The organism is Terrabacter sp. P2_E3 (genome assembly GCF_056403915.1).
Genome location: NZ_JBFUEN010000007.1, coordinates 1 through 23,274, shown reverse-complemented (window position 1 = coordinate 23,274; position 23,274 = coordinate 1). Strand labels below are relative to the sequence as shown.

The following is a 23,274-nucleotide window of genomic DNA, read 5'->3' as shown; positions in this document are numbered from 1 at the left end:
GAAGCAACCAAGGGGACCGCATGACCCAGCAGGACCAGGGGGCCACGTCGTCGCGTCGCGGCGGCCGCTTCCGTATGCCGTCACGCAAGGGAGCGCCGGCCCGTGCCGGTGCGCCCGTGGCGGCGTCCGCCCCCACGGCGGCCACGACCGGCGGTCGGGCGCGCGCCGTCCCGGGCACGACGAGCCGGGGGATCCGTCAGATCACCCAGCCGATCACGCGATCCATCGAGCAGGTCGCGGGTCAGACCGAGGGCGTGTGGCGCCCGGTCGCCGGCATCCTCCGGTGGATCTCACCGCTCGGCTGGACGATCCTCGCGCTCGGCCTCGTCTGCTGGTTCGTCGGGGCCCGCGGGGGCTGGACCGAGCTGCTCATGGTGGCCGCGGCGGCCCTGCTCCTCTTCGCGATCTGCTTCGTCCTCGCCCTCGGTCGCACCAAGGTGCGCATCCTCGCCGAGGTCGACCCGCGCCGCGTCGTCGTCGGCGACCCCGCGACCGGGCGCATCCTCGTCACCAACGAGGCCCGCACCCCCATGCTGCCGATCCTCGTCGAGCTGCCGGTGGGTCTGTCGGCGGCGCGATTCGTGCTCCCGGCCCTGACCCCGGGCAACGCCCACGAGGAGCTCTTCGTCGTGCCGACGTCGCGCCGCGGCGTCATCCAGGTCGGTCCCGCGACGACGGTCCAGGGTGACCCGCTCGGTCTCATGCGCCGCACCCTGACGTGGACCGAGCGCACCGAGCTCTTCGTCCACCCCCGCACCGTCGCGCTCGAGTCGCTCGGCGCCGGTCTACTGCGCGACCTCGAGGGCAGCACCACCGAGGACGTGTCGATGAGCGACCTCGCCTTCCACGCGTTGCGCGAGTACCAGCCCGGCGACGACCGCCGATACATCCACTGGCGCAGCTCGGCCAAGGCCGGCAAGCTCCTCGTGCGCCAGTTCCTCGACACGCGCCGGTCGCACGTGACGATCATCGTCGACCCCGACCCGGAGCAGTACCGCTCGGGTCACGGCAAGACCGGCCGGGGCGACCGCGACGTCGAGCGGGACGTCATGGCGGCCAACGCGCCCACGGCGATCCAGGCCGACGTCGAGACGGCCATCTCGGTCGGCTCCTCGATCATGGTCCGCGTCATGCTCGACGAGCAGGACTGCACCATCGTCTGCGGGTCGCAGAAGGTCACGAAGTCGGTGCCGCAGGTCGGCCTCGACGCGATGTCGCGGGTCGAGCCCGGGCCCGTCGACCTCTTCACCACCTCGCTCGACGCCGCCGACCTCGCTCCCGACACGAGCACGTGCTTCATCGTCACCGGTCCGCACCGGCCGTTCATCGAGCTGCAGCGCGCGGCCGGGCAGTTCCCGCCCGAGGTGACGCGCGTCATCGTCGTCATCGACCCGCAGGCCGACCACGGCATCCGTCGTGGCGGCGGCCTCGTCATCCTCACGCTCGCCGCGCTCGAGGACCTCCGCACGCTTCTCGTCTCAGGGGTGGCCCGATGAGCTCTCCGACGTCGCCCGGCGCTGCCGGCTCGATCCCGGCCCCGCCGCCCTCCGCGCTGGTCACGCCGCCCACTGCGGGCGAGCGGGCGCGCGCCCAGCTGGCCCGTCTGCGGCCCAGCACGGCCCACCTCGTCGACGCCGGCTTCACCGTCGTGCTCGTCGGCCTGGCGCTCGTGGGCTTCCGCACGACCTTCTTCGGCCTCGGCTGGCTCTGGGTCGGCCTGGCCGGTCTCGTCATCGGCCTGCTCGTCGCCCACGTGACCGCGACCTTCCGGGCACCCGGGGTGCTCACGCTGCTCGCGGTCGCGGCGGCATACCTCCTCCTCGGTGGTCCGCTCGCGGTCCGCGAGGACCTCATCGCCGGGTTCATCCCGTCGGGCGAGACGTTTGCGACCCTCGTGCACATGGCCGTGCCCGGCTGGAAGGAGCTGCTCACCGCGCTCCCGCCCGTCGACTCCGAGGGCCCCTACATGGCCCTGCCGTTCCTCTTCGCGCTCGTCGGTGGGTCGCTGACCTACGGCGTGGCGCGCCGGTGGACCGGCGCGGTGACGGCGCTCGTCGCACCGGTGGTGCTGCTCGTCGCGTCGATCGTGCTCGGCACGCTGACGCCGGCAGGCGTGCTGCTCCAGGGCGCCCTCTTCGCCCTCGTCGCCATCGGGTGGACGGCGTTGCGCAGCAACCGCAACCGACCCGCGCTGCAGAACGGCGCGGGCCGTGCGACGCGCGCGGTCACCACCGCGGCCCTGCTCGCCGTCGCGACCGTGGGTGGCTTCTTCGTCGGTCCGATGCTGCCGGGTGCCGATCCCGGTGACCGCACGGTGTTCCGCACGGGCCTCCAGCCGCCCTTCGACGTGACGCAGTACGCCTCCCCGCTCGCCGGCTTCCGCCAGTACACCGAGCCCAACGGCTCCGAGCTCTTCGACAAGACGCTGCTCACGGTCAAGGGACTGCCGGCCGGTGTCCCGGTGCGCATCGCGGCGCTCGACTCCTACGACGACTTCGTGTGGGGCGCCGGCAACATCGCCAACCTCGGCACGGGCGAGGACCCGGAGGGCACGAGCTTCCGCAAGGTCGGCAGCCACATCGCCGCGGAGGGGGCCGGTGACCCGGTCACCGCGACCGTCGGCGTGCCGGCCGGTGGCTACAGCGACGTGTGGCTGCCGACCTTCGGCACCGTCACGGGTCTCGACTTCGGTGGATCCCGGGGGGACCAGCTCGCCGACGACCTGCGCTTCAACGTCGACACCGACACCGGCGTCCTGCCCGAGAAGCTGCAGGCCGGCGACACGTACTCCGTCAGCGCCCTGGCGCAGAAGGTCGACGCGCAGCTGCCCAAGGACGTCGACGTGGCCGACGGCACCGTCGTCGACAGCCAGAACCTCACCTTCATCGACGACAAGATCTCGCCGTGGACCGAGCGCGTCGACGGCCAGTGGCAGAAGGTCGTCGCCGTGGCCAAGGCCATGCAGGACGGCGCCTACACCGACGGCGGCGCCCCCGGTGACTACCAGAACGTCTTCCTCCCCGGCCACAGCCTCCGGCGGATGACCCAGTTCATGAAGGCCACCCAGCTCGCCGGCAACGACGAGCAGTACGCGTCGGCGCTCGCCCTCGCGGCCAACCGCCTCGGCGTGCCGGCCCGCGTCGTGCTCGGCGCCGAGCCCGACGCGACCGGCGCGATCAAGGGCAAGGACGTGCATGCCTGGGTCGAGATCGCCAAGACGGACGGCTCGTGGCAGCCGATCTACTGGAAGCAGTTCGTCCCAGACCGCAACAAGAAGCCGCAGCAGCTGATCCAGAAGTCCGAGGAGAAGAAGACCGGCGCCCAGGTGCCGCCGCCCGCGGCCAACAACCCACCGAGCGTCCTCCAGGGTCCCGACCAGGCGCAGAACGCGACGCAGCTGAAGAACCCGCCCAAGGACGACAAGAACCCGCTCGACCCCGACAACTGGCCCGACTGGCTGCGCTGGCTCATCTTCTTCGTCGCCGTGCCGCTGCTCGTCCTGCTCGTCGTCTACGGCGCGATCCGACTCGCCAAGTGGCTGCGGCGTCGCCGACGGCGCACGACCGGTGAGACGGCGAGCCGTGTCAGCGGCGGGTGGCGCGAGGTCGTCGATACGGCCCGCGACCTGCGGATGCCGCTGCCGGTCAAGGGAACTCGCCTCGAACAGGCGCGCGCCCTCGAGGAGCACGTCTTCGGGCCGCCGCCCGAGAAGCCGAGCCCGGTCGTCGACGGCGCCCTCATGGGCGCCCCGGTCCGCGTGACCTCCTCGGTCTCGGAGCCGGCCGACCCCGGGCGCACCGAGCCCCTCCGCCCCGGCGAGCCCTCGCAGACGGGGGCGACCCCGGACGGGGCCCCGGCGCCGAACTTGGCGCTCGTGCCGCTCGCGGCCGCCGCCAACGGTCACGTCTTCGACGTCGCCGAGCCGACGCCCGAGGAGGTCGAGGCCTTCTGGGCCGACGTCGAGACGGCGCGCAAGCGGATCCGCAGCGGGCAGGGCTTCTGGCAGAAGCTGCGGGGCGACGTGTCGCTGCGCACCTTCCGAGACCACCTGCCCACCGGGGCCGGACTCGGACCTGCCCTCGCGCGCACGTCCCGTCGCCAGGGTCGGCCCCAGCAGCCCACCCGTCGGGGCAAGTCAACCAAGGCCGGGATCGGCACGACCGCGCCGACCACCGGGGACGCAGGACGCCGGGGCGGCAGCCGTCGCGGAGCGGGCTCGACCTCGAACGCCTCGAACAGCACGAAGGGTGACGCGTGAAGCTGAAGTTCGTCCTCCGGTCGGGAGACCGTGAGACCGACCTCGTCGCGACGACGGACTCCGCGACCACGGTCGGGGACCTCGCCGCCTACCTCGCCGCGGCCGACCCGCACCGCTCGACCGTGCTCGGGGTCGACGCGCCGATGACGCTCGCCCTCGTCGACCAGGACATGCGCGGCCTCGACCCCCGCGCGACCGTCGCCGAGAGCGGCCTCCAGTCCGGCATGCGCGTCTCGACGACCCGCGCCGGTGAGGGCTTCGTCGACCGCGGCCGTCCCGCGGCCGTCGCCTACATCCGGTCGGGACCGGACGCGGGGCGCGAGTTCCCGCTCGCCCGCGGGACGGCATACATCGGCCGCGGACGCGGCAGCGAGGTGCAGCTGTCCGACGAGTCGGTCTCGCGCAAGCACGCCAAACTCGTCATCCAGGAGGTCGTCGAGGTCGTCGACCTCGGCTCGGCCAACGGCATCACCGCCGGGGGGCAGCAGGTCACCCGCGCCCACCTCAAGAGCGGTGACGTCGTGCGCATCGGCGACACCGAGCTCGAGGTGCACCTCCAGGGCGACGGCGTCGCGACGCGACCCGGCAGCGGCGTGCTGTCGGGCGACGCCGGCACCGTGGCCTTCTCGCGCTCTCCGCGCGTGGCGCCGCTCTTCTCCGGCCAGGAGTTCCAGGTCCCGGACCTGCCCGAGCGCGGCAAGCCCAACCCGATGCCGCTCGTCGCGATGATCGTGCCGCTGCTCATGGGCATCGTCATGTACCTCATCACCCGCAGCGCCTTCTCGATCATCTTCATGCTGATGATGCCGATGATGATGGCGGGCACCTACTACGAGGCCCGCCGCCAGCAGAAGAAGGACTTCACGCAGGCGATGGAGGACTTCAAGGAGGACCTCGCCCTGCTCTCGCAGCGCATCCGCGGCTCCCTCGAGGTCGAGGGCCACACCCGTCGCGGCGAGCACCCGAGCGGCGTCGACTGCCTGACCGCGGTGCGCGACCGGACCGCCCTGCTCTGGACCCGTCGTCGCGACGGCAACGGCTACGCCGAGCTCCGGCTCGGCCTCGGCACCCGTCCGTCCCGCTCGGCGATCAAGATGCCGGCCGTCGGCCGCTCCAAGGCCGAGGCCTGGCTCGAGGTCTCCGAGCAGCTGCACGGCCTCGAGGTCGTGCACGACGTGCCGATCGTCGCGAGCCCGCTCGCCGACGGTGCCATGGGCGTCGCCGGCCAGCGCGCCAACGCCCTCGGCGCAGCACGCTCGGTCGTGCTCCAGACCGCGGCGCTGCACTCGCCCGCCGAGCTCGCCATCTGCTCCTTCGCCTCGGGCAGCTCGGCCCGCGACTGGGACTTCCTCAAGTGGCTGCCGCACACGACGTCGCCGCACAGCCCGATCGGCACCGACCACCTCGCTGCCAGCGCCCCGGCCTGCTCGGCGCTCGCCGACGCCCTCGAGGACATCATCGAGGCCAAGGGCACCGCGAAGGAGCGCGAGCAGGCCAGCGCCGAGCGCCCGACCGTCCTCGTGCTCGTCGAGAGCGACGCGCCCATCGACCGCAGCCGCCTCGTCGCCATCGCCGAGCGCGGCCACCGCCAGGGCGTGCTCGTGCTCTGGGTCGCCGAGACCCAGCAGCTGCTCCCGGCGGCCTGCCACACCTTCCTCGTCGTCAGCGACGACCAGAGCTCGCTCGCCGGCTACGTCCACGCCGGCGAGGAGGTCCAGCCCGTCGCCGTCGACCGCATCGGCTACGACGAGGCGATGGCCTGCGCCCGCCAGCTCGCACCGGTCGTCGACGCCGGCGTCCCCGTCGACGACGCGAGCGACCTGCCGCGTGCCGTCTCGCTCCTCACCCTCGCCGGCACCGACCTCGCGAGCTCCGAGGAGGCCGTCATCGAGAAGTGGGGCGAGTCGCGCTCGATCCTCACCGGTCCCTACGCGCCCGCAGTGCTGCCCCGCAAGCCCGGCAACCTGCGTGCCATCGTCGGCCAGTCGAGCCAGGGCACCTTCTCCGTCGACATCCGCTCCGACGGCCCGCACGCCCTCGTCGGCGGCACGACCGGCGCCGGCAAGTCCGAGCTGCTCCAGGCCTGGATCCTCGGCATGGCCGCGGCCCACTCGCCGCAGCGCGTCACCTTCCTGCTCGTCGACTACAAGGGTGGCTCGGCCTTCCGCGACTGCGTCAAGCTGCCGCACACCGTCGGTCTCGTCACCGACCTCTCGCCGCACCTCGTCCGCCGCGCTCTCGCCTCCCTCGCGGCCGAGCTGCACTACCGCGAGCACCTGCTCGCCCGGCACAAGGCCAAGGACCTCCTCGAGCTCGAGCGTCGCGGAGAGGTGGACGCACCGCCGTCGCTCATCCTCGTCGTCGACGAGTTCGCCGCGCTCGTCCAGGAGGTGCCGGAGTTCGTCGACGGCGTCGTCAACGTCGCGCAGCGCGGTCGTTCGCTCGGGCTGCACCTCATCCTCGCGACGCAGCGTCCCGCGGGTGTCATCAAGGACAACCTCCGCGCCAACACCAACCTCCGCATGGCGCTGCGGATGGCCGACGAGAACGACTCCGACGACGTGCTCGGGTCCAAGGAGGCCGCCTTCTTCGACCCAGCGCTGCCCGGCCGTGCCGTGTCCAAGACCGGCCCCGGCCGGCTCGTCCCCTTCCAGACGGGGTATGCCGGTGGGTGGACCTCCGACGTCCCGCCGCCCCCCGACATGAAGGTCGAGACGCTCACCTTCGGCCGAGGCGTCGAGTGGGAGCCGCCGCGCGTCGAGGGCGCCGACGACGCCGCGGACCTCGGGCCCACCGACATCCAGCGTCTCGTCAGCACGCTCGGTCGGGCCGCCCGCGTGGCCGAGCTGCCCAAGCCGCGCAAGCCGTGGCTGCCGGACATGCGCTCGGTCTACGACCTCGCGACCCTCCCGACGCAGCGCCGCGACGACGAGCTCGTCTTCGGCGTCGCCGACGACCCCGACAACCAGGCCCAGCCCGAGATCGCGTTCCGCCCCGACAAGGAGGGCAACATCGCGATCTACGGCACGTCGGGCTCCGGCAAGTCCGTCTTCCTCCGCTCGATGGCGGTCGCGGCCGGCTACACGGTGCGCGGCGGTCCCTGCCACGTCTACGGCCTCGACTTCGGCAACCGTGGTCTCGCGATGCTCGAGGCCCTGCCGCACGTCGGCTCGATCATTCCCGGCGGCGACCACGAGCGCGTCATCCGCCTCCTCCGCACGCTCCGGTCCACGATCGACGAGCGCGCCTCGCGCTACTCGGCCGTCAGTGCCGCGACGATCACCGACTACCGCCGCCTCGCCGGCCGCCCCGACGAGCCACGCGTCATCGTCCTCATCGACAACATGACGGCGTTCCGCCAGGCCTACGAGGTCGGCGGCCGCTTCCAGTGGCTCGACCTGCTCGCCGGCCTCGCCGCGGACGGCCGACCGGTCGGGGTCCACTTCATCATCGCGTCCGACCAGCGCACCGGCCTGCCGACGAACCTCGCCGCGGCCGTGCAGGGCCGGATCATCCTGCGCATGAGCAACGTCGACGACTACTCCGTCTTCGGCGTGCCGGGTGACGTCCTGACGATGGCCTCACCCCCGGGGCGCGGGCTCATGTCCGGGTCCGAGGTGCAGGTCGCGGTGCTCGGCGGCTCGTCCGACGTCACCGTGCAGGTCGCCGCGATCGAGGCTTTCGCCGACGCGACCCGCAAGGCCGGCGTCAGCCAGGCCCCGCCGATCGAGAGCCTCGCCGAGGTCATCCCCCTCGGCGACCTCCCGTCGGAGTTCGGCGGGCGTCCCGTCGTCGGGGTCGCGTCCTCGACGCTCGAGCCGATCGGCTTCGACCCGAAGGGCACGTTCATCATCACCGGCCCGTCCGGGTCGGGACGCACGACCGCCGTCGCGACGACCGCCGCCGGCCTCTTCCGGTTCAGCTCCGGCTCGGCGCTCTACCTCATGACCCCGCGCCGCACCTCGGAGCTGCTCGACCTCGGCATCTGGGCCGAGACCGCCGTCGGCGGCGAGGCCACGTCGGCGCTCGCGAGCCGGCTCGCTGCCGAGATCGAGGAGGGGCGCGTCACGAGGCCGATCGCCGTCTTCGTCGAACGCATCGACGACCTCGCGCCGTCGGGCGCCGAGAACGCCCTGACGACCCTCGCCAAGGCCTGCGTCGACAACGACCAGCTCGTCGTCGCCGAGGGTGAGGCAGCGTTCTTCAGCAGCAACTTCGGCCTCCAGGCCCTGCTCAAGACGTCGCGCTCCGGCCTCGCCCTGCACCCCGACGGCAACGAGGGGCTCTCCGTCTTCAAGGCCAACCTCCCCGCCCTCAACCGGGCAGAGCTCCCCCCGGGCCGCGGTTTCATCATCGAGAAGGGCAAGTTCGAGCTGCTCCAGGTGGCCCGCCCGTGACCCTTCCCTCCGCAACACACCGAGTAGGTCACGACACACCGGGATCGGATGCCGGTGAGTTGCGACCTTCACGGTGTGTTGCGGGGGAGACGCTTTGGGGCACAGGCGAACTCGCGCCACGACACGGCATACGCCATCGGTGCCCGACAGGGTCACGAATCATGGGGAGTGCTCCCCATCGACACCCCCCGAGGGCTGACATAGGTTTCTGCATGTCGACGAAAGCCGCCCATCGGGACGAACTGCCCGTAGGGCCCAGCGGACGTCGAGGAGTTGGCACAGCGCGGGCCTGCACGGTTGGTCCGGAAGAGAACTTCCCGAATCAGTCGGGGGAACACAGGCAAAGGAGAAGGTCATGGCTTGGCTCGGAATGAACGACGATGAGGTCAACGCTCAGGGCAACGTCCTGCAGCAGCAGGCGGAGGCCATCCAGAAGCTCATCACGAAGGTCGACCAGGAGGTCGAGTCCCTGAAGCAGAACTGGCAGGGTGACGACTCCAAGCAGTTCGAGCAGGAGTGGACCGGCACGCACCGTCCCGAGCTCCAGAAGGCCCAGAAGCTGCTCACCGAGATGAAGTCGACGATCGACCACGAGGTCCAGCAGCAGCGCAGCACCTCGTCGCAGTACTGATCCACCTCATCTCACCACGACCTACACACGCTTCACTCCTGAAGGGGAACTGACATGGCTGTTTACAAGAAGGGTATGAACGCCGACGCGGTGTCCGCGTCCGGTGACAAGCTCGTCGGCTACAAGGGCGAGCTCGACGGCATCGTCGAGGCCGTCAACGGCGCCGTCTCCACGATCAAGGGCAACTGGGGCGGCACCGACGCCGACCGCTTCCAGAGCGACTGGCACGGCCAGCGCCAGGTCGTCTCGGCCGCCGGCGACAAGCTCGACGCCATGGGCAAGAAGTGCAAGACCAACGCCGAGTCGCAGAAGCAGACGTCGTCGAAGTGAGCCCGGCTGCCGCGTGAGCACGGCTCCGCAGCACCCGACGCGAAGGGTGGTCGCTCCCGGACAGGGGAGGAGCGGCCACCCTTTCGCATGCCCCGGCCACGCGTGCCCCCTGGGACGTATCAATTCGCTTGACAGCCGCGTCTGCCCGGTGTGAGACCTAGACTGAGCACCCAGAGGAGGGGCGACGCATGGGCGAACCTGGTGAACTCACCGAGCTGGTCGCCCGCGCCTCGCAGGGAGACGCCGCCGCGTGGAACACCGTCGTCGAGCGCTTCTCGTCACTGCTGTGGGGCGTCGCGCGCGGCCACCGGCTCCGACAGGAGGACGCCGCCGACGTCGTGCAGAACACGTGGCTCAAGCTCCTCGACCACCTCGACACCATCGCGCAGCCCGAAGCCCTGGCGGGCTGGCTCTCGACGACGGCTCGCTACGAGTGCCTCGCCGTCCTGCGCAAGAGGGGCCGCGAGCACCTCGTGCGCGACGACGACCTCGCGACGCGCGTCGTCGACGACCAGGTGCTGGCGCTCGACGCCGCACTGCTCGACGACGAGCGCGACGGCGAGCTCTGGACGTGCTTCTGCCACCTGCCCGAGCGCTGTCAGGTGCTTCTCCGGGCCCTCATGGCGAGCGACCGCCCGAACTACCGTGCCATCTCGGACGCGCTCGGGATGTCGGTCGGCTCGATCGGGCCGACCCGGATGCGGTGCCTCGACAAGCTGCGCGACCTCATCGGCGCCTCCGGCTACGTTTTCGACCCGAGGGGGAGGCCCTGATGTCTGACCAGGAGCTGCACCCGGACGACCTCGAGCTCCTCGACCGTCTGGGACGGATCGCGGCGGTCGTCGACCCCGTGCCCGATGCCGTCGTCGAGCTCGGCCGGGCCGCCTTCGAGCTGCGCCACGCCGACGCCGTCGTCATGACCATGGCCGACGAGGCGGTCTCGGGTGCCGAGCTCCGGGCCGTGCCCGACGAGCAGGGCTCGAGCCGGCTGCACGTGTTCGAGCACGGCGAGGTCTCGATCGAGGTCGAGGTGACCGTGCGGGGCGAGTTCGCGCGGGCGGTCGGCATCGTCGACGACGGTTCCGGGGTCGATCTCTCCGGAGCCCACGTCAGCGTCGAGACGACGTCCTCGTCGACCACGGTCGACCTCGACGGCGGACGTTTCACCGTCGAACGCGTGCCTCTCGGACTCGCCCGCATCGTCCTCGAGCGAGCCGGGAGCCGACTGCTGGTGACGCCGTGGTTCGACGTGGGTTGATGGTTAGCCTCACGCTCCCCACGCCGTGAACGAGGCCGCGGTCGCCAGTGCGAGGTCATCACCCAGCGCACCGCGACGTGCGGCCAGCCACCCTTCGGAAAGCGTGCTGCTGTCTCTCGCCACGGCGGTGTGGACGTCGCGCATCACGCCGAGGCAGGCCGCGTCGTTGACGGGTACGACGCTGGCGAGGACGGTCGCCGTGCCCATCCCGAGCAGGCTCGAGACGAGGCCGAGGGCTTCGAACGGACCGATGGGCGCCGCGCCTCCGGAGTCGCACGCGGACAGGACGATGGCACCCGGCGAGCGGTGCAGGCCCAGCAGGTCGTGGACGGTGAGCGGTCCGTCGGCCAGGTGGAGGGCGGAGAAGAGCGGGGCGTCGCCACGGAACGTCCCGTGAGCCGCGATGTGGGCCAGTGACGCTCCGTCGACGGCTTCGAGAGCGGCCGTTGCCGTCGCGTCCTCGGGACGAAGCACCTTGGCGTGGCGGTGGATCCGGCTCAGGCTCGCAACCTCCGCCTCCCGGGTGCTGAGGCCGGGCCCGGTCACGAGAGCCACGTGCGAACCCGCTCCCCTGCCGAGTCGCCGGGTCGCCCGAAGCCACTGGGCGATGGACGGACTGACACTGAGGTGCCGGTCGGCGAAGCACGGGAGGAGTCCCCACGGCGCTGTGAGCAGGTCGGCGGGCGGCACGACGACGACGCGACGACACCCCTCCGGCAGGTCGGCACCGTCGCCCAGCAGAGCCGACTGGAGCAGCCGTCCCGCAGCGGCGAGCTCGACCCGGCGACCGAGAGCAGCGCGACGCAACGCGAGTCGCGCGAAGTCAGCTTCCCTCCCGGCCCGGACAGACGAACCGACGACGACGTGCCGCACGACCCCTCGGTGGACGGTGAGGCGGTGCAGGGTGTCGCCGTCGCGGACGATGCTGACGACGGCACCCTCGTCGGCCACGGTCTCGAACACGGCGTCGAGGTCGAGCTGGGGCCCGCCGTCGGCACCAACCGTGCGGTCGGAACTGCGGCGATCTGCTGGCTCCTTCTGCGGCGTGCCGTCCCCGGACCGGAGGTGGCGGTGGGTGCGGCGGATGGCGGCCTCGAGTCGGGCCCGGTCCCGGGTCAGGGCGACCGACCCGGGGTCGTCGGCGCCCACGGCGTCGAGACGGCGCGTCACGTCGCGGAGCGCCGCGAGGTCACCGACGAGCAGCGGGTCGGTGACGCTCGCGCGGGGCGAGTCCAGGGCCATGGCCCGCCAGCGCTCGGCCCACCACAGCAGCCGACGAGGCCGACGCGCACGCACTGCGGCGTCCACGGCGAGCCGGGTGAACTCGATGCCGTGCCCGCTGGCCAGAGCCCGCAGCTCGACGTCCCCGAGCAGGTTGCGGTGCTCGTCGACCGCGTCGAGACCGTGCCGGCAGGCCAGCAGGAGCGCGCGTCGGTCGCCGAGCTGCTGGGCGAGCAAAGCGCCGGCGAGCCAACCTGCCGCCCGCCCCAGTGGCGGCCCGGTCCAGCGCGTTCGCGCAGCATCGCTCAGAGCCAGGCGAGCGGTGTCGTCGCGGCCCGCGTCGTGCGCGATCCGGCCGAGCAGCACGAGCGCGACGGGCAGCTCGACCGCGTGCCGGGCCTGCATCGATCCGACGAGCGAGGTGGCCTCGGCGAGCAGGTCCGTCGCCGAACGACCCGGGACGGGAGGCGGCGCAGCCCCCTCGCCGTCGACCATCCAGGGTCGCAGCTCGGGTCGCACGGAGACGTACGCGGCACGCAGCCGCAACAGCCGGGCGCGGTCGGCCCACCCCGGGCGGCGTTGCGACCGGAAGAGCCGCTGGGCATCCGCCGCACTCGCCTCCGCGGCGGCGAGGTCGGCTTGGGCGAGGGCCGCCTGCGCGTCCGTGAGGAGCAGCTCGGCGCGTCGCACGGGCGCGCCGACCGTGCCCGGGAGCGTGACTGCGCAGAGGTGTCGCACCTCGTCGATGAGCCCTGCCCCGAGCAGGACCTGGGTCCGCTCGATGACGAGGTCGTGCCGTTCGTTGCCCAGGCGGTGAGCGCGGACCGATGCCTCGTCGAGCAGTCGCAGGGCCGTCGGGACGTCTCCTCGGAGATTGGCTGCGAGTCCGCGGTTGTGCACGGCCTGGACCGCCTCGAACTCCTGCCCCACCCGGTCGAGCAGCACCTCGGCTCGACGCGCGTCGGCCTCCGCGGCGTCGGCGTGACCCAGGGCCAGGTGGACGTCGCACCTCGTGTTGAGCGAGCGTCCCGCCCACAGGTCGTCTCCGAGGCGGCGGCTCCCGGCGATCGCGCGGTCGAGGTCCTCGAGCGCCTCGGCGTTGCGGGCGAGCATGTGCAGCACGTGTGCCCGGCGGTGGAGCAGGCGCGGCAGCATGGCTGGAGGCGTCAGTGGCACGGCCTCGTCGAAGCGGAGCAGCCCGTCCCTGGTGCGTCCCGCGAAGGCCAGCACGATCCCCAGGGTCCCGAGGACGTCCGCCTGGCGGGTGGCGTCGACGCGTCGAGCGTTGCGCAGGGCGGCGAACCCGTGGGCCACGGCCTCGTCGGTCCGCCCACTGTCCCGGAGCACGATCGCCGATGTCTGGTGTGCGACGGACCGGTCGTGGGGGTCGGTCGAGTCGGAAAGGATGCGTGAGGCGAGGTCCATAGCCCGAGCGGGCTGGGATAGTGCAAGAGGGAGCAGTGAGTCCACGAGTTCGGTGCCGGTCGGGCGGGGGTCTCGTGGACGACGCGGAGCGCTGCGCGCGCGAGGTCGTGTATCCGAGCGCAGGGGTTGTGCGTCTGGCTTCATGAACCACCCCCACACCAGCCAGGAGGTCGACGATGTCCAACAACGATGATGGCAGCCCCACCCCCGACGCGCCGGACGTTCGATGGTGGCGACCTGCACTGCCCAACCCGGCCCAGCAGGCCCGCTACACCGACCAGCTGCGCCTCATGATCCAGGGGCTGAACGCATCGCTTCAGGCCGAGGGACGAGGCGATGCCGCCCTGGTGACCGCCTACCCCGATCCTGACAACCTCGAGACGACCGAGTTCCTCTACCGCGCCGACACCATCCTCGTCAGCACCGACGACGACGACCTCGCCCGCATCTCCGAGGCGCTCGGGGGGCTCAGCCTGGCACCGTCCGACGCCGACGACGGGCGCGTACCCCCGCCCGTCGGCTGGCTCCGGGTGCTGCCGCTGCCCCCGGGTCAGCCGTGGGCCGGGGACGACGTCTCCGGGACCCCGGCCGAGACCGCGCTGCTCGCCATCGAGGCGGTGACGGGCCGCGCCGACCTCGCGGGCTTCGACCGCGTCGTCCACCTCACGTCCAACAGCGGCTGCCCGGCGACCGAGCCGGTCCCGGCGTCAACCGGTCCCGACCCCGCCCTGCGCCCGGATGCCACCCTGGGGCAGGGCGTGCGGGTCGCGGTCATCGACTCGGGCTGGCCGCTCGCCGCGACGGACCGGGACGTCGAACCGACCCCCGCGCGCGACGTCCGGTGGTCCTGGCTCGACGGGATCACCCACGACGAGCTCGAGACCGCTCGCCCGGGTACGACGGTCCAAGCCGTGGAGCACGGGCACTACCGCGGCCACGGGATCTTCGTCGCGGGCGTGGTCCGCGCCATGGCGCCGGCCGCGCAGGTGACCCTGCACGCCTGGGGTCCGACGACGTACGGCCAGATCGAGAGCGAGCTCGCTCCGATCCTCCAGCGGGTGCTCGAGACGGAGCCGGACATCATCAGCATGTCGGCGGGCACGGGAGGCGCGAGCGGCACGACCCCGGTCGCGGAGCCGCCGGCCGGACGGCGGCGGGCAGCGGCCTCGACCGAACCCGCCTTCGCGCTCCGGCAGTTCGTCGCCACGCTCGAGCCGACGAAGACCCTGCTCGTGTGCGCGGCCGGCAACGACGGCACGCAGGGGCCGTTCGAGCCGGCCAGCATCCGGCTGCCGCACACCCACGACCCGCGGTGCAAGGTGGCCGTCGGCGCTCTCAAGAAGCAGGGGCGACTCGCGAAGTACAGCAACCGGGGGACGTGGGTCGACGTCTACGCCCGCGGCTCGAAGGTCGTCAACGCCTATCCCGACGGGCCGTACACGTACAAGGAGTCCCCGCGGACCGACGATACGGTCCAGTTCACGACGGGACTGGCCGAATGGAGCGGGACGTCCTTCGCGACGCCGCTCGTCGCCGGGCTCGTCGCGTCTCGCATGTCGTGGACGGGAGAGAGTCCCCGGCAGGCGTGGGAGGCGCTGAGCGCCGTCGCAGCAACGCAGGCACCCTACGGCCTCGCCACGCTGCGCCCTGGTGATGCCGACCGGGGCGTCAACCCGCCTGCCGGCTGAACTCCCTGACCGGAAGTGCAGACAGCAGGACGCCCGGGGTCACGGTGGTGCGGACGTGACCCCGGGCGCTCCCTCGCCGCTCAGGCCGGAGCCGTCGTGAAGCGCAGGTAGGGCTTGACCTCGTCGACGGCGTCGGCACCGAAGCGCTCGCGGGCGTCGGCGGTCGACACGGTCGGGGCCACGATGACCTTCTGGCCCTCGCGCCAGTCGGCCGGCGTGGAGAACGGGCCGCTGTCGGTGAGCTGGAGCGCGTCGACGGCGCGGAGGATCTCGTCGAAGTTGCGGCCGACGCTCTTGGGGTAGGTCAGCGACAGGCGGACCTTGTTGGCCGGGTCGATGATGAAGACGGAGCGCACGCCCGAGGTGTCGCCCTCGCCGGGGTGGATCATGTCGTAGAGCTCGGAGACCTGGCGGGAGTCGTCGGCGATGATCGGGTAGCCGACGGTCGCACCGCTGACCTCCTCGATGTCGCCCTTCCACTCCTCGTGCTGCTCGATCGGGTCGACCGAGACGGCGAGCACCTTGACGCCGCGCTTGTTCCACTCGTCGTCGAGGGCGGCGACGCGGCCGAGCTCTGTGGTGCAGACCGGCGTGAAGTCGGCCGGGTGGCTGAAGAGGACGGCCCAGCTGGCGTCCTTCCAGTCGTGGAAGCGGATCGGGCCCTCGGTCGTCGTGGCCTCGAAGTCGGGGGCGATCTCGCCCAGTCGCGGTGTTGCCATTGGCTCGTCCTCTCGCGGTCGGGCGCACGGCGCGCCCCGGTCTGCATGCCATTCTGACCACAGAACCATGCATCACGTTATGGGTGTCCAAATGTTGTGACGCGCATCCAGTGGACTCCCAGCCGACTCACCGAGACTGCGCGTGGAATCTGTCGCCACCCATAGGAGCCCCCGACGTGAGCGCCCTGCTCGACACCATCACCACCCAGGTCCTCCACGCACCGGTGTGGCTCGTGCTCCTCGTAGTCGGTGGGATCGTCTTCGTCGAGGACGCGCTCTTCGTCGGCTTCGTCGTGCCCGGTGAGACCGTCGCCATCCTCGGTGGCGTGGCCGCCTCGCTCGGGCACGTGCCGCTCGCCGCGGTCCTCGTCGTCGTCGTCGTGGCCGCGATCGTCGGCGACACGGTCGGTTTCGAGGTCGGCCGTCATCTCGGTGGCCGAGTCGTGGCCCTGCGCGCCTTCGACCGGCACCGCGGGCGCATCGACCAGGCGCAGGGCTTCCTCGGCCGCCGCGGCGGCGCCGCCGTCTTCCTCGGCCGCTGGACCGCGTTCCTGCGCGCCGTCATGCCGGCCCTGGCCGGGATGTCGAAGATGCACTACCCGACCTTCCTCGTCTGGAACGCCGCCGGCGGCATCGCCTGGGGGAGCGTCGTCGTCACGGCCGGCTACCTCGCGGGCCGCTCGTACACCCGGGTCGAGACGTGGCTCGGGCGCGGCGCCGCCGTCGCCGTGGGTGTCGTCGTCGTGGTGGCCCTCGTCGTCTGGCAGGTGCGCCGCCACCGTGCCGAGGGCGCCGAGGGCGCCGAGGGCACCGAGGGTGCCGAGGGTGCAGAGGGCGCCGAGGGTGCGGGGGTTGCCGAAGGTGCCGACGCGGAGGGCGGCGCGAACACCTCGCGTATGCCGTCAGCGGGCTGAGCGCGCACGTCGGGGTCGCTCCTCGGGCTTCGTCTCCACCGCGACCCGAGCGCTGCGCCCTGGTCACCGGCTCCGACTGAGTCGACAAACTCGTCCGCAGCGGCCGGATCGGTGCTGTGCTGGAGCATGACAACCTCCACGCACCTCGGTTCACGCAGGCGTGCACCGTCCGCTCAGGCCATGGCCATCGCGGTGGGGCACGTCGTCGTCGCCACGGCGGCACTGGGCACGGGGATCGTCCTCGTCGTGGCTGGCACGCGGTCCGGTGCCGAGCTGGAGACGCTCTACACCCCCATCGGCGTGGCGGTCTGCGGCGTCGCTCTGGTCTTCGGTGCGGTCGCGGTCAACGTCGTTGGCTCCACGCCCCACCACCCGCACCGAGCCGCCGGCCTCTCGCGCGCGCTCGGCCTCCTCGAGGTGCTCGCCGGGCTGGTGTGCGCCGTCAGTGCCGCCGTCGCCGTCGCCTCGTACCCGCAGTTCACGCCCTGGCGGTCACCGGCGCTGCTGCCGGCCCTGGTGCTCGTGGCCCTGGGAGTCACGGCAGTCATCCAGTCCAGCCGCGTCCGGCGCCAGGAGTGACCCTCGAGGAGCGACAGCCATGAGGCCCCTCCCGGCTGGGAGGGGCCTCACGGCATACGGGCTCGGGATTGACCGGTTGGGTCAGCGCTCCTCGGTGCCTGCGATGAAGGCCTCGAGCTTGGCGCGACCGAGGTCGTCCGGACGCTGCTCCGGCGGGGACTTCATGAGGTAGGACGAGGCGGACAGCAGGGCGCCGCCGATGCCACGGTCCTTGGCGATCTTCGCCGCACGGATGGCGTCGATGATGATGCCGGCCGAGTTGGGGGAGTCCCACACCTCGAGCTTGTACTCGAGGTTCAGCGGCACGTCGCCGAAGGCGCGACCCTCGAGGCGGACGTAGGCCCACTTGCGGTCGTCGAGCCACGCGACGTAGTCGGACGGGCCGATGTGGACGTTCTTGCTGTCGACGAGACCCGAGAGCGGACCGGTGAGGTTGCTCGTGACGGCCTGGGTCTTGGAGACCTTCTTGGACTCGAGGCGCTCGCGCTCGAGCATGTTCTTGAAGTCCATGTTGCCGCCGACGTTGAGCTGGTACGTCCGGTCGAGCACGACGCCGCGGTCCTCGAAGAGCTTGGCCATGACGCGGTGCGTGATGGTCGCGCCGACCTGGCTCTTGATGTCGTCACCGATGATCGGCACGCCGGCGGCCTCGAACTTCGCGGCCCACTCGGGGTCGGAGGCGATGAAGACCGGGAGCGCGTTGACGAAGGCGACCTTCGCGTCGATGGCGCACTGGGCGTAGAACTTGTCGGCCTGCTCGGAGCCCACCGGGAGGTAGGAGACGAGGACGTCGACCTTGCGGTCCTTGAGGATCTGCACGACGTCGACCGGCTCGGCGCCGGACTCGTCGATCGTCTGGCGGTAGTACTTGCCGAGACCGTCGAGCGTGTGGCCGCGCTGGACCTCGACACCCGTGGTGGGGACGTCGGCGATCTTGATGGTGTTGTTCTCGGAGGCGTTGATGGCCTCGGAGAGGTCCTTGCCGACCTTCTTGTCGTCGACGTCGAAGGCGGCGACGAACTCGACGTCAGAGACGTGGTACTCGCCGAACTTGACGTGCATGAGGCCGGGGACGCCGGTGGTGGCGTCAGCGTCCTTGTAGTACTCGACGCCCTGCACGAGCGAGCTCGCGCAGTTGCCGACGCCGACGATGGCGACGCGTACGGATCCCATGGATCACTCCTTGTTGTTGGTGGTCGTGCTCTGGGGGGTGGTGATGTCTGTGGTGGCCAGGCCGGGCTCGTCGTAGGCCGCCGGGCCCGGGTCGAGGGCCGCGCGGCGTTCGGCGACGATGAGCTCCTCGAGCCAGCGCACCTCGCGCTCGGCGCGCTCCTCGCCGTGCTGCTGGAGGGCCAGGGTGTAGCTGTCCATCCGCTCGCGGCGGGCCTGGGAGGCGTCGCGGATGTTGGCGAGCCGCTCCTCGAGCCGGGAGCGCCGGCCCTCGAGGATGCGCAGGCGCACCTGCGCCTCGGTGCGCGAGAAGAAGGCGAACCGGACGTCGAAGTCGTCGTCGTCCCAGGCGTCGGGGCCGCTGGCCGCGACGAGGTCCTGGAAGTGCTCCTTGCCGTCGGCGGTCAGCTCGTAGGTGATCCGGGGCCGCTTGCTGCTGCCCGTCGCCGCCTCGGTCGTCTCGTGGATCCAGCCCGAGTCGACGAGGTGGCGCAGCGCCGGATAGAGCGAGCCGTAGGACAGCGCCCGGAAGATGCCGAGCGCGGTGGTGAGGCGCTTGCGCAGCTCGTAGCCGTGCAGCGGGCCGTCGTGGAGCAGGCCGAGGACCGCGAACTCGAGCAGCGCAGCGCGGCGGCTCTGAGGACGTTCGGACTTCGGCACGTGACTACGGTACACCCAGATATATCGCTGCGATACATCACACCGACGCATCGCGTGACACGTTCCTCGACGCCGGGTCAACCAACAGGACCGAACCCAGGTTTCGACGTCTGTCCGACGTCCTGGTGGTTCGTGCCTGTTGGTTGACCCGGGCCTGCGGTCGCGCTCAGCGGCTGGGCGCCGCGACGCGTGGGCGGCTCAGGGCTCTGGGGTGTAGATGGCGATGAAGCCCGTGCCGTGCGGCGGCGCCGACCCCTCGGCGACGACGAGCTGCAGCGGCCGACCGTCGCCGGACGGCTGGGGTGCGGTCTGCGAGCCGCCTTCCATCCACTGCGTCTGCTCCCCGACCAGGCCCTCGAGCTGGAAATAGGCTGGCTCGCGGCGAGGGGAGCCGGTGACGACCGTGCCGGACGTGACGAGGAACGGCCCGCTCTGCGGGGCTGCCGTCTCCAGTGGCGTACCGGCGACGTCTACCGGACCGGCGATCGAAGCCGTGAGGCGGTAGCGGTAGCCCTCACGCTCGATGACGTCGGGGAGGGCCGCGACCGGCTTGCCGGACAGGTCCCTGATCAGGGCCCGTGCGCCCTGCGCGTAGATGGCGCCGGTCAGCTGGGCGCCGTCGACCGAGGCCGGCTTGCGCGTCTTCGCGTCGACGAGCTGGATGCGGACCGAGGCGGTGCGCCCGACCGTCAGCTCCGTCCAGCCCTGGCCCGGCTCGCCGGGGACGGTTCCCCCGGCCGGGAAGTCGCGCTCCGCGGGCCGGCCGGCCGCGCACGAGCTGCCGAAGAAGCCGGCGGTCCCCCCGAAGCTGACCGTGACCATGTACGTCGCGGCCTCGGCGTCGGTCAGGCCGGGCAGGTAGCACTCGGCGCCGATGGAGACGTGGGTCGTCGTGGGCTCCCAGACGAGCGAGAACTGACCCTGGCCGCGGTCACCGATGAAACCGGCGACGAGGGTGTCGTCGCCGACCCGGGCTCGGTAGCGCAGGCCGTCCTTGACGACGTCGCCGGGCGCGTCGGGGACGGACCGGAACGGCATGCCGTCGGCCCCGATCATCGGAGCAGCGCTCGACGGCGGCCCGGCCGGGACCGTCGGCGCGGGACGGCCGAGCGAGGTCACGACCCCGACGGCGAGGGCGGCGACGGCGAGCGTCGCGACCGAGCCTGCGGCGACGGCGCGACGGCGCTTCGTCGTGCGCACCCGGCCGGCGACGCCGGCCGTGAAGTCAGGGGCGGTGCCGAGGTCGTCGGCGTGGGTGGTCAGCTCGTCGCGCAGGTCGGTGAGGTTCATCGGACACGCTCCTCGTCGGAGGTCGGGCTCAGGGTGGGGTCGATGCGGAGCTTGGCCAGCGCGCGGCTCGCCTGGCTCTTCACGGTGCCGACGGAGCACTGCAGGATCTCGGCGGTCTCGATCTCGGACAGGTCCTCGTAGAAGCGGAGCACGACGACGGCCCGCTGGCGCCTCGGTAGCCGAGCGAGCGCCCGCCAGAGGTCGGTGCGGTCGTCGACGCGTACGGCCTCGGTGCGGTGCCCGGCAGCCGTGGCGCGCTCGGGCAGCTCGGCCGTGGCCTGCTCGCCGTTCCAGCGCCGCCGCCACCAGCTCGAGTACGTGTTGACCATGACCCGGCGGACGTACGCGTCGGGCTGGCCGTCGATGCGACCCCAGGCGAACCACGCCTTGGCGAGCGAGGTCTGCACGAGGTCCTCGGCGAGTGCGCGGTCGTGCGTGAGCAGGTATGCCGTCCGCAGCAGTCGGGTCGAGCGCGTCGCCACGAAGTCGTCGAAGGACCCTCGGTCCACGGCTCGTCCCCCTGTCAGCGGCCCGGCGGAGAGGCTGCTCGCCCCGGCGTCGGTGCCTGTCACTGTCGTCACATCCTGCAGGACCGTCTGGGGCCGGAGAAAGGTTGCACGCCCGTGTCGACAACGTGGCGAGCGTCAGCGTGACGCGTCGGAACCGGCGTCACCGGGCTGTGCAGGAGTGCGCGCGGACTGGGGCCGCAGGGCGCCGGGCCGGTCCGGTGGGCCCCAGAGGGATGCCCACCGGACCGGAGCCTGGGTGCCGCCCGGCTACATGACGACCAGGGTCAGCACGACGCTGTGGCTGCGTCCTGCCGAGCTGCCGGTGACGGTGATCGTGTAGGTGCCACGCCGGGTCGTGCTGCCGGTCTTGACCTTGAGCGTGCTCGTGCCCGGGACGACGACCGGGTTGCCGGTCCACGTCGAGGTGGCGCCGGCCGGGAGGAACGTGCGCGTCAGGGTGACGCTGCCGGAGAACCCGCCGGTCGCGGCGAGCGTGAGCGGGTAGCTGGCGGTCTGGCTGCGCTTGACGGTGCGGCTGGTCGGTGACGCCACGAGCGTGAAGTCCGGTGCGGTGGTGACCGTCAGCGTGCCGGAGACCGAGCGGCTCAGGCCACCGGGTGTGGCCTGGGTGGCCGTCACGACGAAGGGGTAGCTACCGGGGGTCAGCGACGTCGTCGTGGTGACGGTGAGGCCGGACGACCAGGTGCCGCTCCCCAGCGACGTGGGGCTGAACGACGCCGAGGCTCCGGTGGGAAGGCCGGACACCGACAGCGACGTCGTGGACGCGTACCCGTCGATCGGGGCGACCGTGGCGCTGTAGGTCGCCCTGCCTCCGGCCGGTGTCGTCGCCGTGGCCGGGGCCAGGCTCACCGCGAAGTCCGGCGACGCCGGGGGCGGCGGGGGCGGGGGCGGTGCGTCGGTGATCGCCGCGCTGGCGGCGGGCACGTCGATGCGTCCCCAGCCGAATCGCCCGTCGGGCCCGACCGTCCCGAGGTCGTGCGCTGTGGTTCGGAGGGCGTCCTCGAGGGTCGCGACGGGTGCGCTGCGGTGCGCCCCGAGCAGCAGCGCCAGGGCGCCGGCGACGTGTGGTGCAGCGATGGACGTGCCGCTTGCGTACGCGTAGCCGTCGTAGCGGTCGGCGACGAGGACAGTGGCGCCGGGGGCGACGACGTCGGGGAAGACGCGGGTGCGCCCACCGCAGGTCGACGGGCCGTTGCTCGATCCCGACCAGATGGTGTTCGTGGCCGTGATGGCCCCGACGGAGAAGGCCTCGGGATAGTTGGCCGGGCTCGCGCTCGTGGACGCCGACGGCCCGAAGTTGCCGGCGGCGAAGACCGGTACGATGCCGGCGGCCGCGAGGGCGGCGACGTCGGCCTGGAACGAGGTGTCGCAGCCGGGCCCACTGCCGAGGACCCAGGAGCCGTTGACGACCTGCGGCGCGTCGGCCGTGGTCGGGTCGTGGTCGGGGTCGAGCACCCACTGGAACGCCTCGTGGATCGCGGTGGAGCTCGCAGCGCCGCTGTCGTCGAAGATGCGCGCGGCGATGAAGGAGGCGCCGGGGGCCATGCCGTAGCTCGTGGCGGCATCGTGGTCACCGACGACGACGCCGGTGGTCATGGTGCCGTGGCCGTTGAGGTCGGTCGGCGTGGAGTGCTGCCCGTACGGGTCGAACCAGCTGTTCGTGCCGCCGCGCCAGCGGGCCGCGAGGTCCGGGTTGGAGGTGTCGACGCCGGTGTCGAGCATCGCGACGACAGCTCCCTGTCCGGTCTGACCGGAGGCCCAGAGGCTCGGGGCCCCGAGCGCGGTGATGTTGGGCTCCACCGGCACCGCGGTGGGCGTGACCGTGATGGCGTCCGGCGTGACGCTGAGGACGTCGGGGCGGGCGGCCAGCTCGCGCACGGCCCTCGGTGAAGCGGTGACGGCGACGGCGTTGGTCACCCACAACGGCGTCTCTCCAGAGACCTCGCCGGCCGCGGCGAGCGTGCGCAGCCGGGCTCGGAGGGGAGCCTGCTTCGTCGCGGCGTCGGCCTTCAGCCCGGTGATGACGCGCGAGAGCCGTTGCCCGCGTGTCTGCCCCCGGGTCAGGTTCGGGACGGCCGACGGTTCGACACCGTCGCGCAGCGTCACGACGACGCGGGTGGGGCCGGCGGTCGTCCGCGTGCCGGGGTCGTGGGCGCCGAGCGGTGCCGCCGCGCCCGAGGACGCCGGCGCGACGAGCGCGCCGC

The 23,274-nt window shown here is 72.1% G+C and carries 17 protein-coding genes; 10 read left to right on the top strand and 7 right to left on the bottom strand.

The window, feature by feature from the left end; genetic code table 11:
• Positions 1-20 precede the first annotated feature (20 nt).
• The 7 genes from AC1DW8_RS10350 (at position 21) to AC1DW8_RS10320 (ending at position 10,874) form a co-directional block, all read left to right on the top strand.
• Complete coding sequence (locus AC1DW8_RS10350) at positions 21-1,496, top strand: DUF58 domain-containing protein (protein WP_478093779.1); 1,476 nt, start codon at positions 21-23, stop codon at positions 1,494-1,496.
• A complete protein-coding gene (locus AC1DW8_RS10345) occupies positions 1,493-4,258 on the top strand; it encodes a transglutaminaseTgpA domain-containing protein (protein ID WP_478093777.1) in 2,766 nt (921 codons plus the stop codon). The genes AC1DW8_RS10350 and AC1DW8_RS10345 overlap by 4 nt, the downstream gene beginning before the upstream one ends.
• Complete coding sequence (locus AC1DW8_RS10340; RefSeq protein ID WP_478093775.1) at positions 4,255-8,655, top strand: FtsK/SpoIIIE domain-containing protein; 4,401 nt, start codon at positions 4,255-4,257, stop codon at positions 8,653-8,655. Before AC1DW8_RS10345 ends, AC1DW8_RS10340 begins: the two co-directional genes overlap by 4 nt.
• A 355-nt stretch (positions 8,656-9,010) precedes the next feature.
• Positions 9,011-9,286, top strand: coding sequence for a WXG100 family type VII secretion target (locus AC1DW8_RS10335; protein ID WP_081633740.1), 276 nt, complete (start codon positions 9,011-9,013; stop codon positions 9,284-9,286).
• A 54-nt stretch (positions 9,287-9,340) separates the two neighbouring features.
• On the top strand, positions 9,341-9,616 hold the full coding sequence (locus AC1DW8_RS10330) for a WXG100 family type VII secretion target (RefSeq protein WP_156022898.1): 276 nt from the start codon (positions 9,341-9,343) through the stop codon (positions 9,614-9,616).
• Between the two features lie 188 nt (positions 9,617-9,804).
• Positions 9,805-10,389, top strand: coding sequence for an RNA polymerase sigma factor (locus AC1DW8_RS10325; RefSeq protein WP_478093772.1), 585 nt, complete (start codon positions 9,805-9,807; stop codon positions 10,387-10,389).
• Complete coding sequence (locus AC1DW8_RS10320) at positions 10,389-10,874, top strand: carboxypeptidase regulatory-like domain-containing protein (RefSeq protein WP_478093770.1); 486 nt, start codon at positions 10,389-10,391, stop codon at positions 10,872-10,874. Before AC1DW8_RS10325 ends, AC1DW8_RS10320 begins: the two co-directional genes overlap by 1 nt.
• Before the next feature lie 9 nt (positions 10,875-10,883).
• On the opposite strand, the gene AC1DW8_RS10315 is transcribed toward AC1DW8_RS10320, so the two are convergent.
• Positions 10,884-13,520, bottom strand: coding sequence for a CHAT domain-containing protein (locus AC1DW8_RS10315; RefSeq protein WP_478093768.1), 2,637 nt, complete (start codon positions 13,518-13,520; stop codon positions 10,884-10,886).
• A 176-nt stretch (positions 13,521-13,696) separates the two neighbouring features.
• Here AC1DW8_RS10315 and AC1DW8_RS10310 point away from each other — a divergent pair, with 176 nt between their 5' ends.
• On the top strand, positions 13,697-15,208 hold the full coding sequence (locus AC1DW8_RS10310) for a S8 family serine peptidase (protein ID WP_478093765.1): 1,512 nt from the start codon (positions 13,697-13,699) through the stop codon (positions 15,206-15,208).
• 80 nt (positions 15,209-15,288) lie between these two features.
• On the opposite strand, the gene AC1DW8_RS10305 is transcribed toward AC1DW8_RS10310, so the two are convergent.
• Complete coding sequence (locus tag AC1DW8_RS10305) at positions 15,289-15,927, bottom strand: peroxiredoxin (protein ID WP_056779644.1); 639 nt, start codon at positions 15,925-15,927, stop codon at positions 15,289-15,291.
• 176 nt (positions 15,928-16,103) lie between these two features.
• Here AC1DW8_RS10305 and AC1DW8_RS10300 point away from each other — a divergent pair, with 176 nt between their 5' ends.
• A complete protein-coding gene (locus tag AC1DW8_RS10300; protein ID WP_478093762.1) occupies positions 16,104-16,841 on the top strand; it encodes a DedA family protein in 738 nt (245 codons plus the stop codon).
• A gap of 180 nt (positions 16,842-17,021) precedes the next feature.
• Positions 17,022-17,420 carry a hypothetical protein gene (locus tag AC1DW8_RS10295; protein ID WP_478093760.1) on the top strand — a complete coding sequence of 133 codons (399 nt, stop codon included), beginning with the start codon at positions 17,022-17,024 and terminating at the stop codon, positions 17,418-17,420.
• Between the two features lie 81 nt (positions 17,421-17,501).
• Here the strand turns inward: AC1DW8_RS10295 and AC1DW8_RS10290 are convergent, their stop codons facing one another.
• The 5 genes from AC1DW8_RS10290 to AC1DW8_RS10270 form a co-directional block, all read right to left on the bottom strand.
• Positions 17,502-18,593, bottom strand: coding sequence for an inositol-3-phosphate synthase (locus AC1DW8_RS10290; protein ID WP_056779634.1), 1,092 nt, complete (start codon positions 18,591-18,593; stop codon positions 17,502-17,504).
• Positions 18,594-18,596: 3 nt separating this feature from the next.
• Positions 18,597-19,250, bottom strand: coding sequence for a PadR family transcriptional regulator (locus AC1DW8_RS10285; RefSeq protein ID WP_056779632.1), 654 nt, complete (start codon positions 19,248-19,250; stop codon positions 18,597-18,599).
• A 198-nt stretch (positions 19,251-19,448) separates the two neighbouring features.
• Complete coding sequence (locus AC1DW8_RS10280) at positions 19,449-20,540, bottom strand: hypothetical protein (RefSeq protein WP_478093758.1); 1,092 nt, start codon at positions 20,538-20,540, stop codon at positions 19,449-19,451.
• Positions 20,537-21,049, bottom strand: coding sequence for a SigE family RNA polymerase sigma factor (locus tag AC1DW8_RS10275; RefSeq protein ID WP_056823286.1), 513 nt, complete (start codon positions 21,047-21,049; stop codon positions 20,537-20,539). The genes AC1DW8_RS10280 and AC1DW8_RS10275 overlap by 4 nt, the downstream gene beginning before the upstream one ends.
• A gap of 267 nt (positions 21,050-21,316) precedes the next feature.
• On the bottom strand, positions 21,317-23,274 hold a 1,958-nt coding region (locus AC1DW8_RS10270; protein WP_478093756.1), incomplete at its 5' end, for a S8 family serine peptidase.

Excerpts from the sequence above, each read along its gene's own strand:
- AC1DW8_RS10335 (WP_081633740.1), top strand. The coding sequence starts at position 9,011 with ATGGCTTGGCTCGGAATGAACGACGATGAGGTCAACGCTCAGGGCAAC.
- AC1DW8_RS10320 (WP_478093770.1), top strand. The coding sequence starts at position 10,389 with ATGTCTGACCAGGAGCTGCACCCGGACGACCTCGAGCTCCTCGACCGT.
- AC1DW8_RS10350 (WP_478093779.1), top strand. The coding sequence starts at position 21 with ATGACCCAGCAGGACCAGGGGGCCACGTCGTCGCGTCGCGGCGGCCGC.
- AC1DW8_RS10325 (WP_478093772.1), top strand. The coding sequence starts at position 9,805 with ATGGGCGAACCTGGTGAACTCACCGAGCTGGTCGCCCGCGCCTCGCAG.
- AC1DW8_RS10330 (WP_156022898.1), top strand. The coding sequence starts at position 9,341 with ATGGCTGTTTACAAGAAGGGTATGAACGCCGACGCGGTGTCCGCGTCC.
- AC1DW8_RS10315 (WP_478093768.1), bottom strand. The coding sequence starts at position 13,520 with ATGGACCTCGCCTCACGCATCCTTTCCGACTCGACCGACCCCCACGAC.
- AC1DW8_RS10345 (WP_478093777.1), top strand. The coding sequence starts at position 1,493 with ATGAGCTCTCCGACGTCGCCCGGCGCTGCCGGCTCGATCCCGGCCCCG.
- AC1DW8_RS10280 (WP_478093758.1), bottom strand. The coding sequence starts at position 20,540 with ATGAACCTCACCGACCTGCGCGACGAGCTGACCACCCACGCCGACGAC.
- AC1DW8_RS10295 (WP_478093760.1), top strand. The coding sequence starts at position 17,022 with ATGGCCATCGCGGTGGGGCACGTCGTCGTCGCCACGGCGGCACTGGGC.
- AC1DW8_RS10290 (WP_056779634.1), bottom strand. The coding sequence starts at position 18,593 with ATGGGATCCGTACGCGTCGCCATCGTCGGCGTCGGCAACTGCGCGAGC.
- AC1DW8_RS10305 (WP_056779644.1), bottom strand. The coding sequence starts at position 15,927 with ATGGCAACACCGCGACTGGGCGAGATCGCCCCCGACTTCGAGGCCACG.
- AC1DW8_RS10310 (WP_478093765.1), top strand. The coding sequence starts at position 13,697 with ATGTCCAACAACGATGATGGCAGCCCCACCCCCGACGCGCCGGACGTT.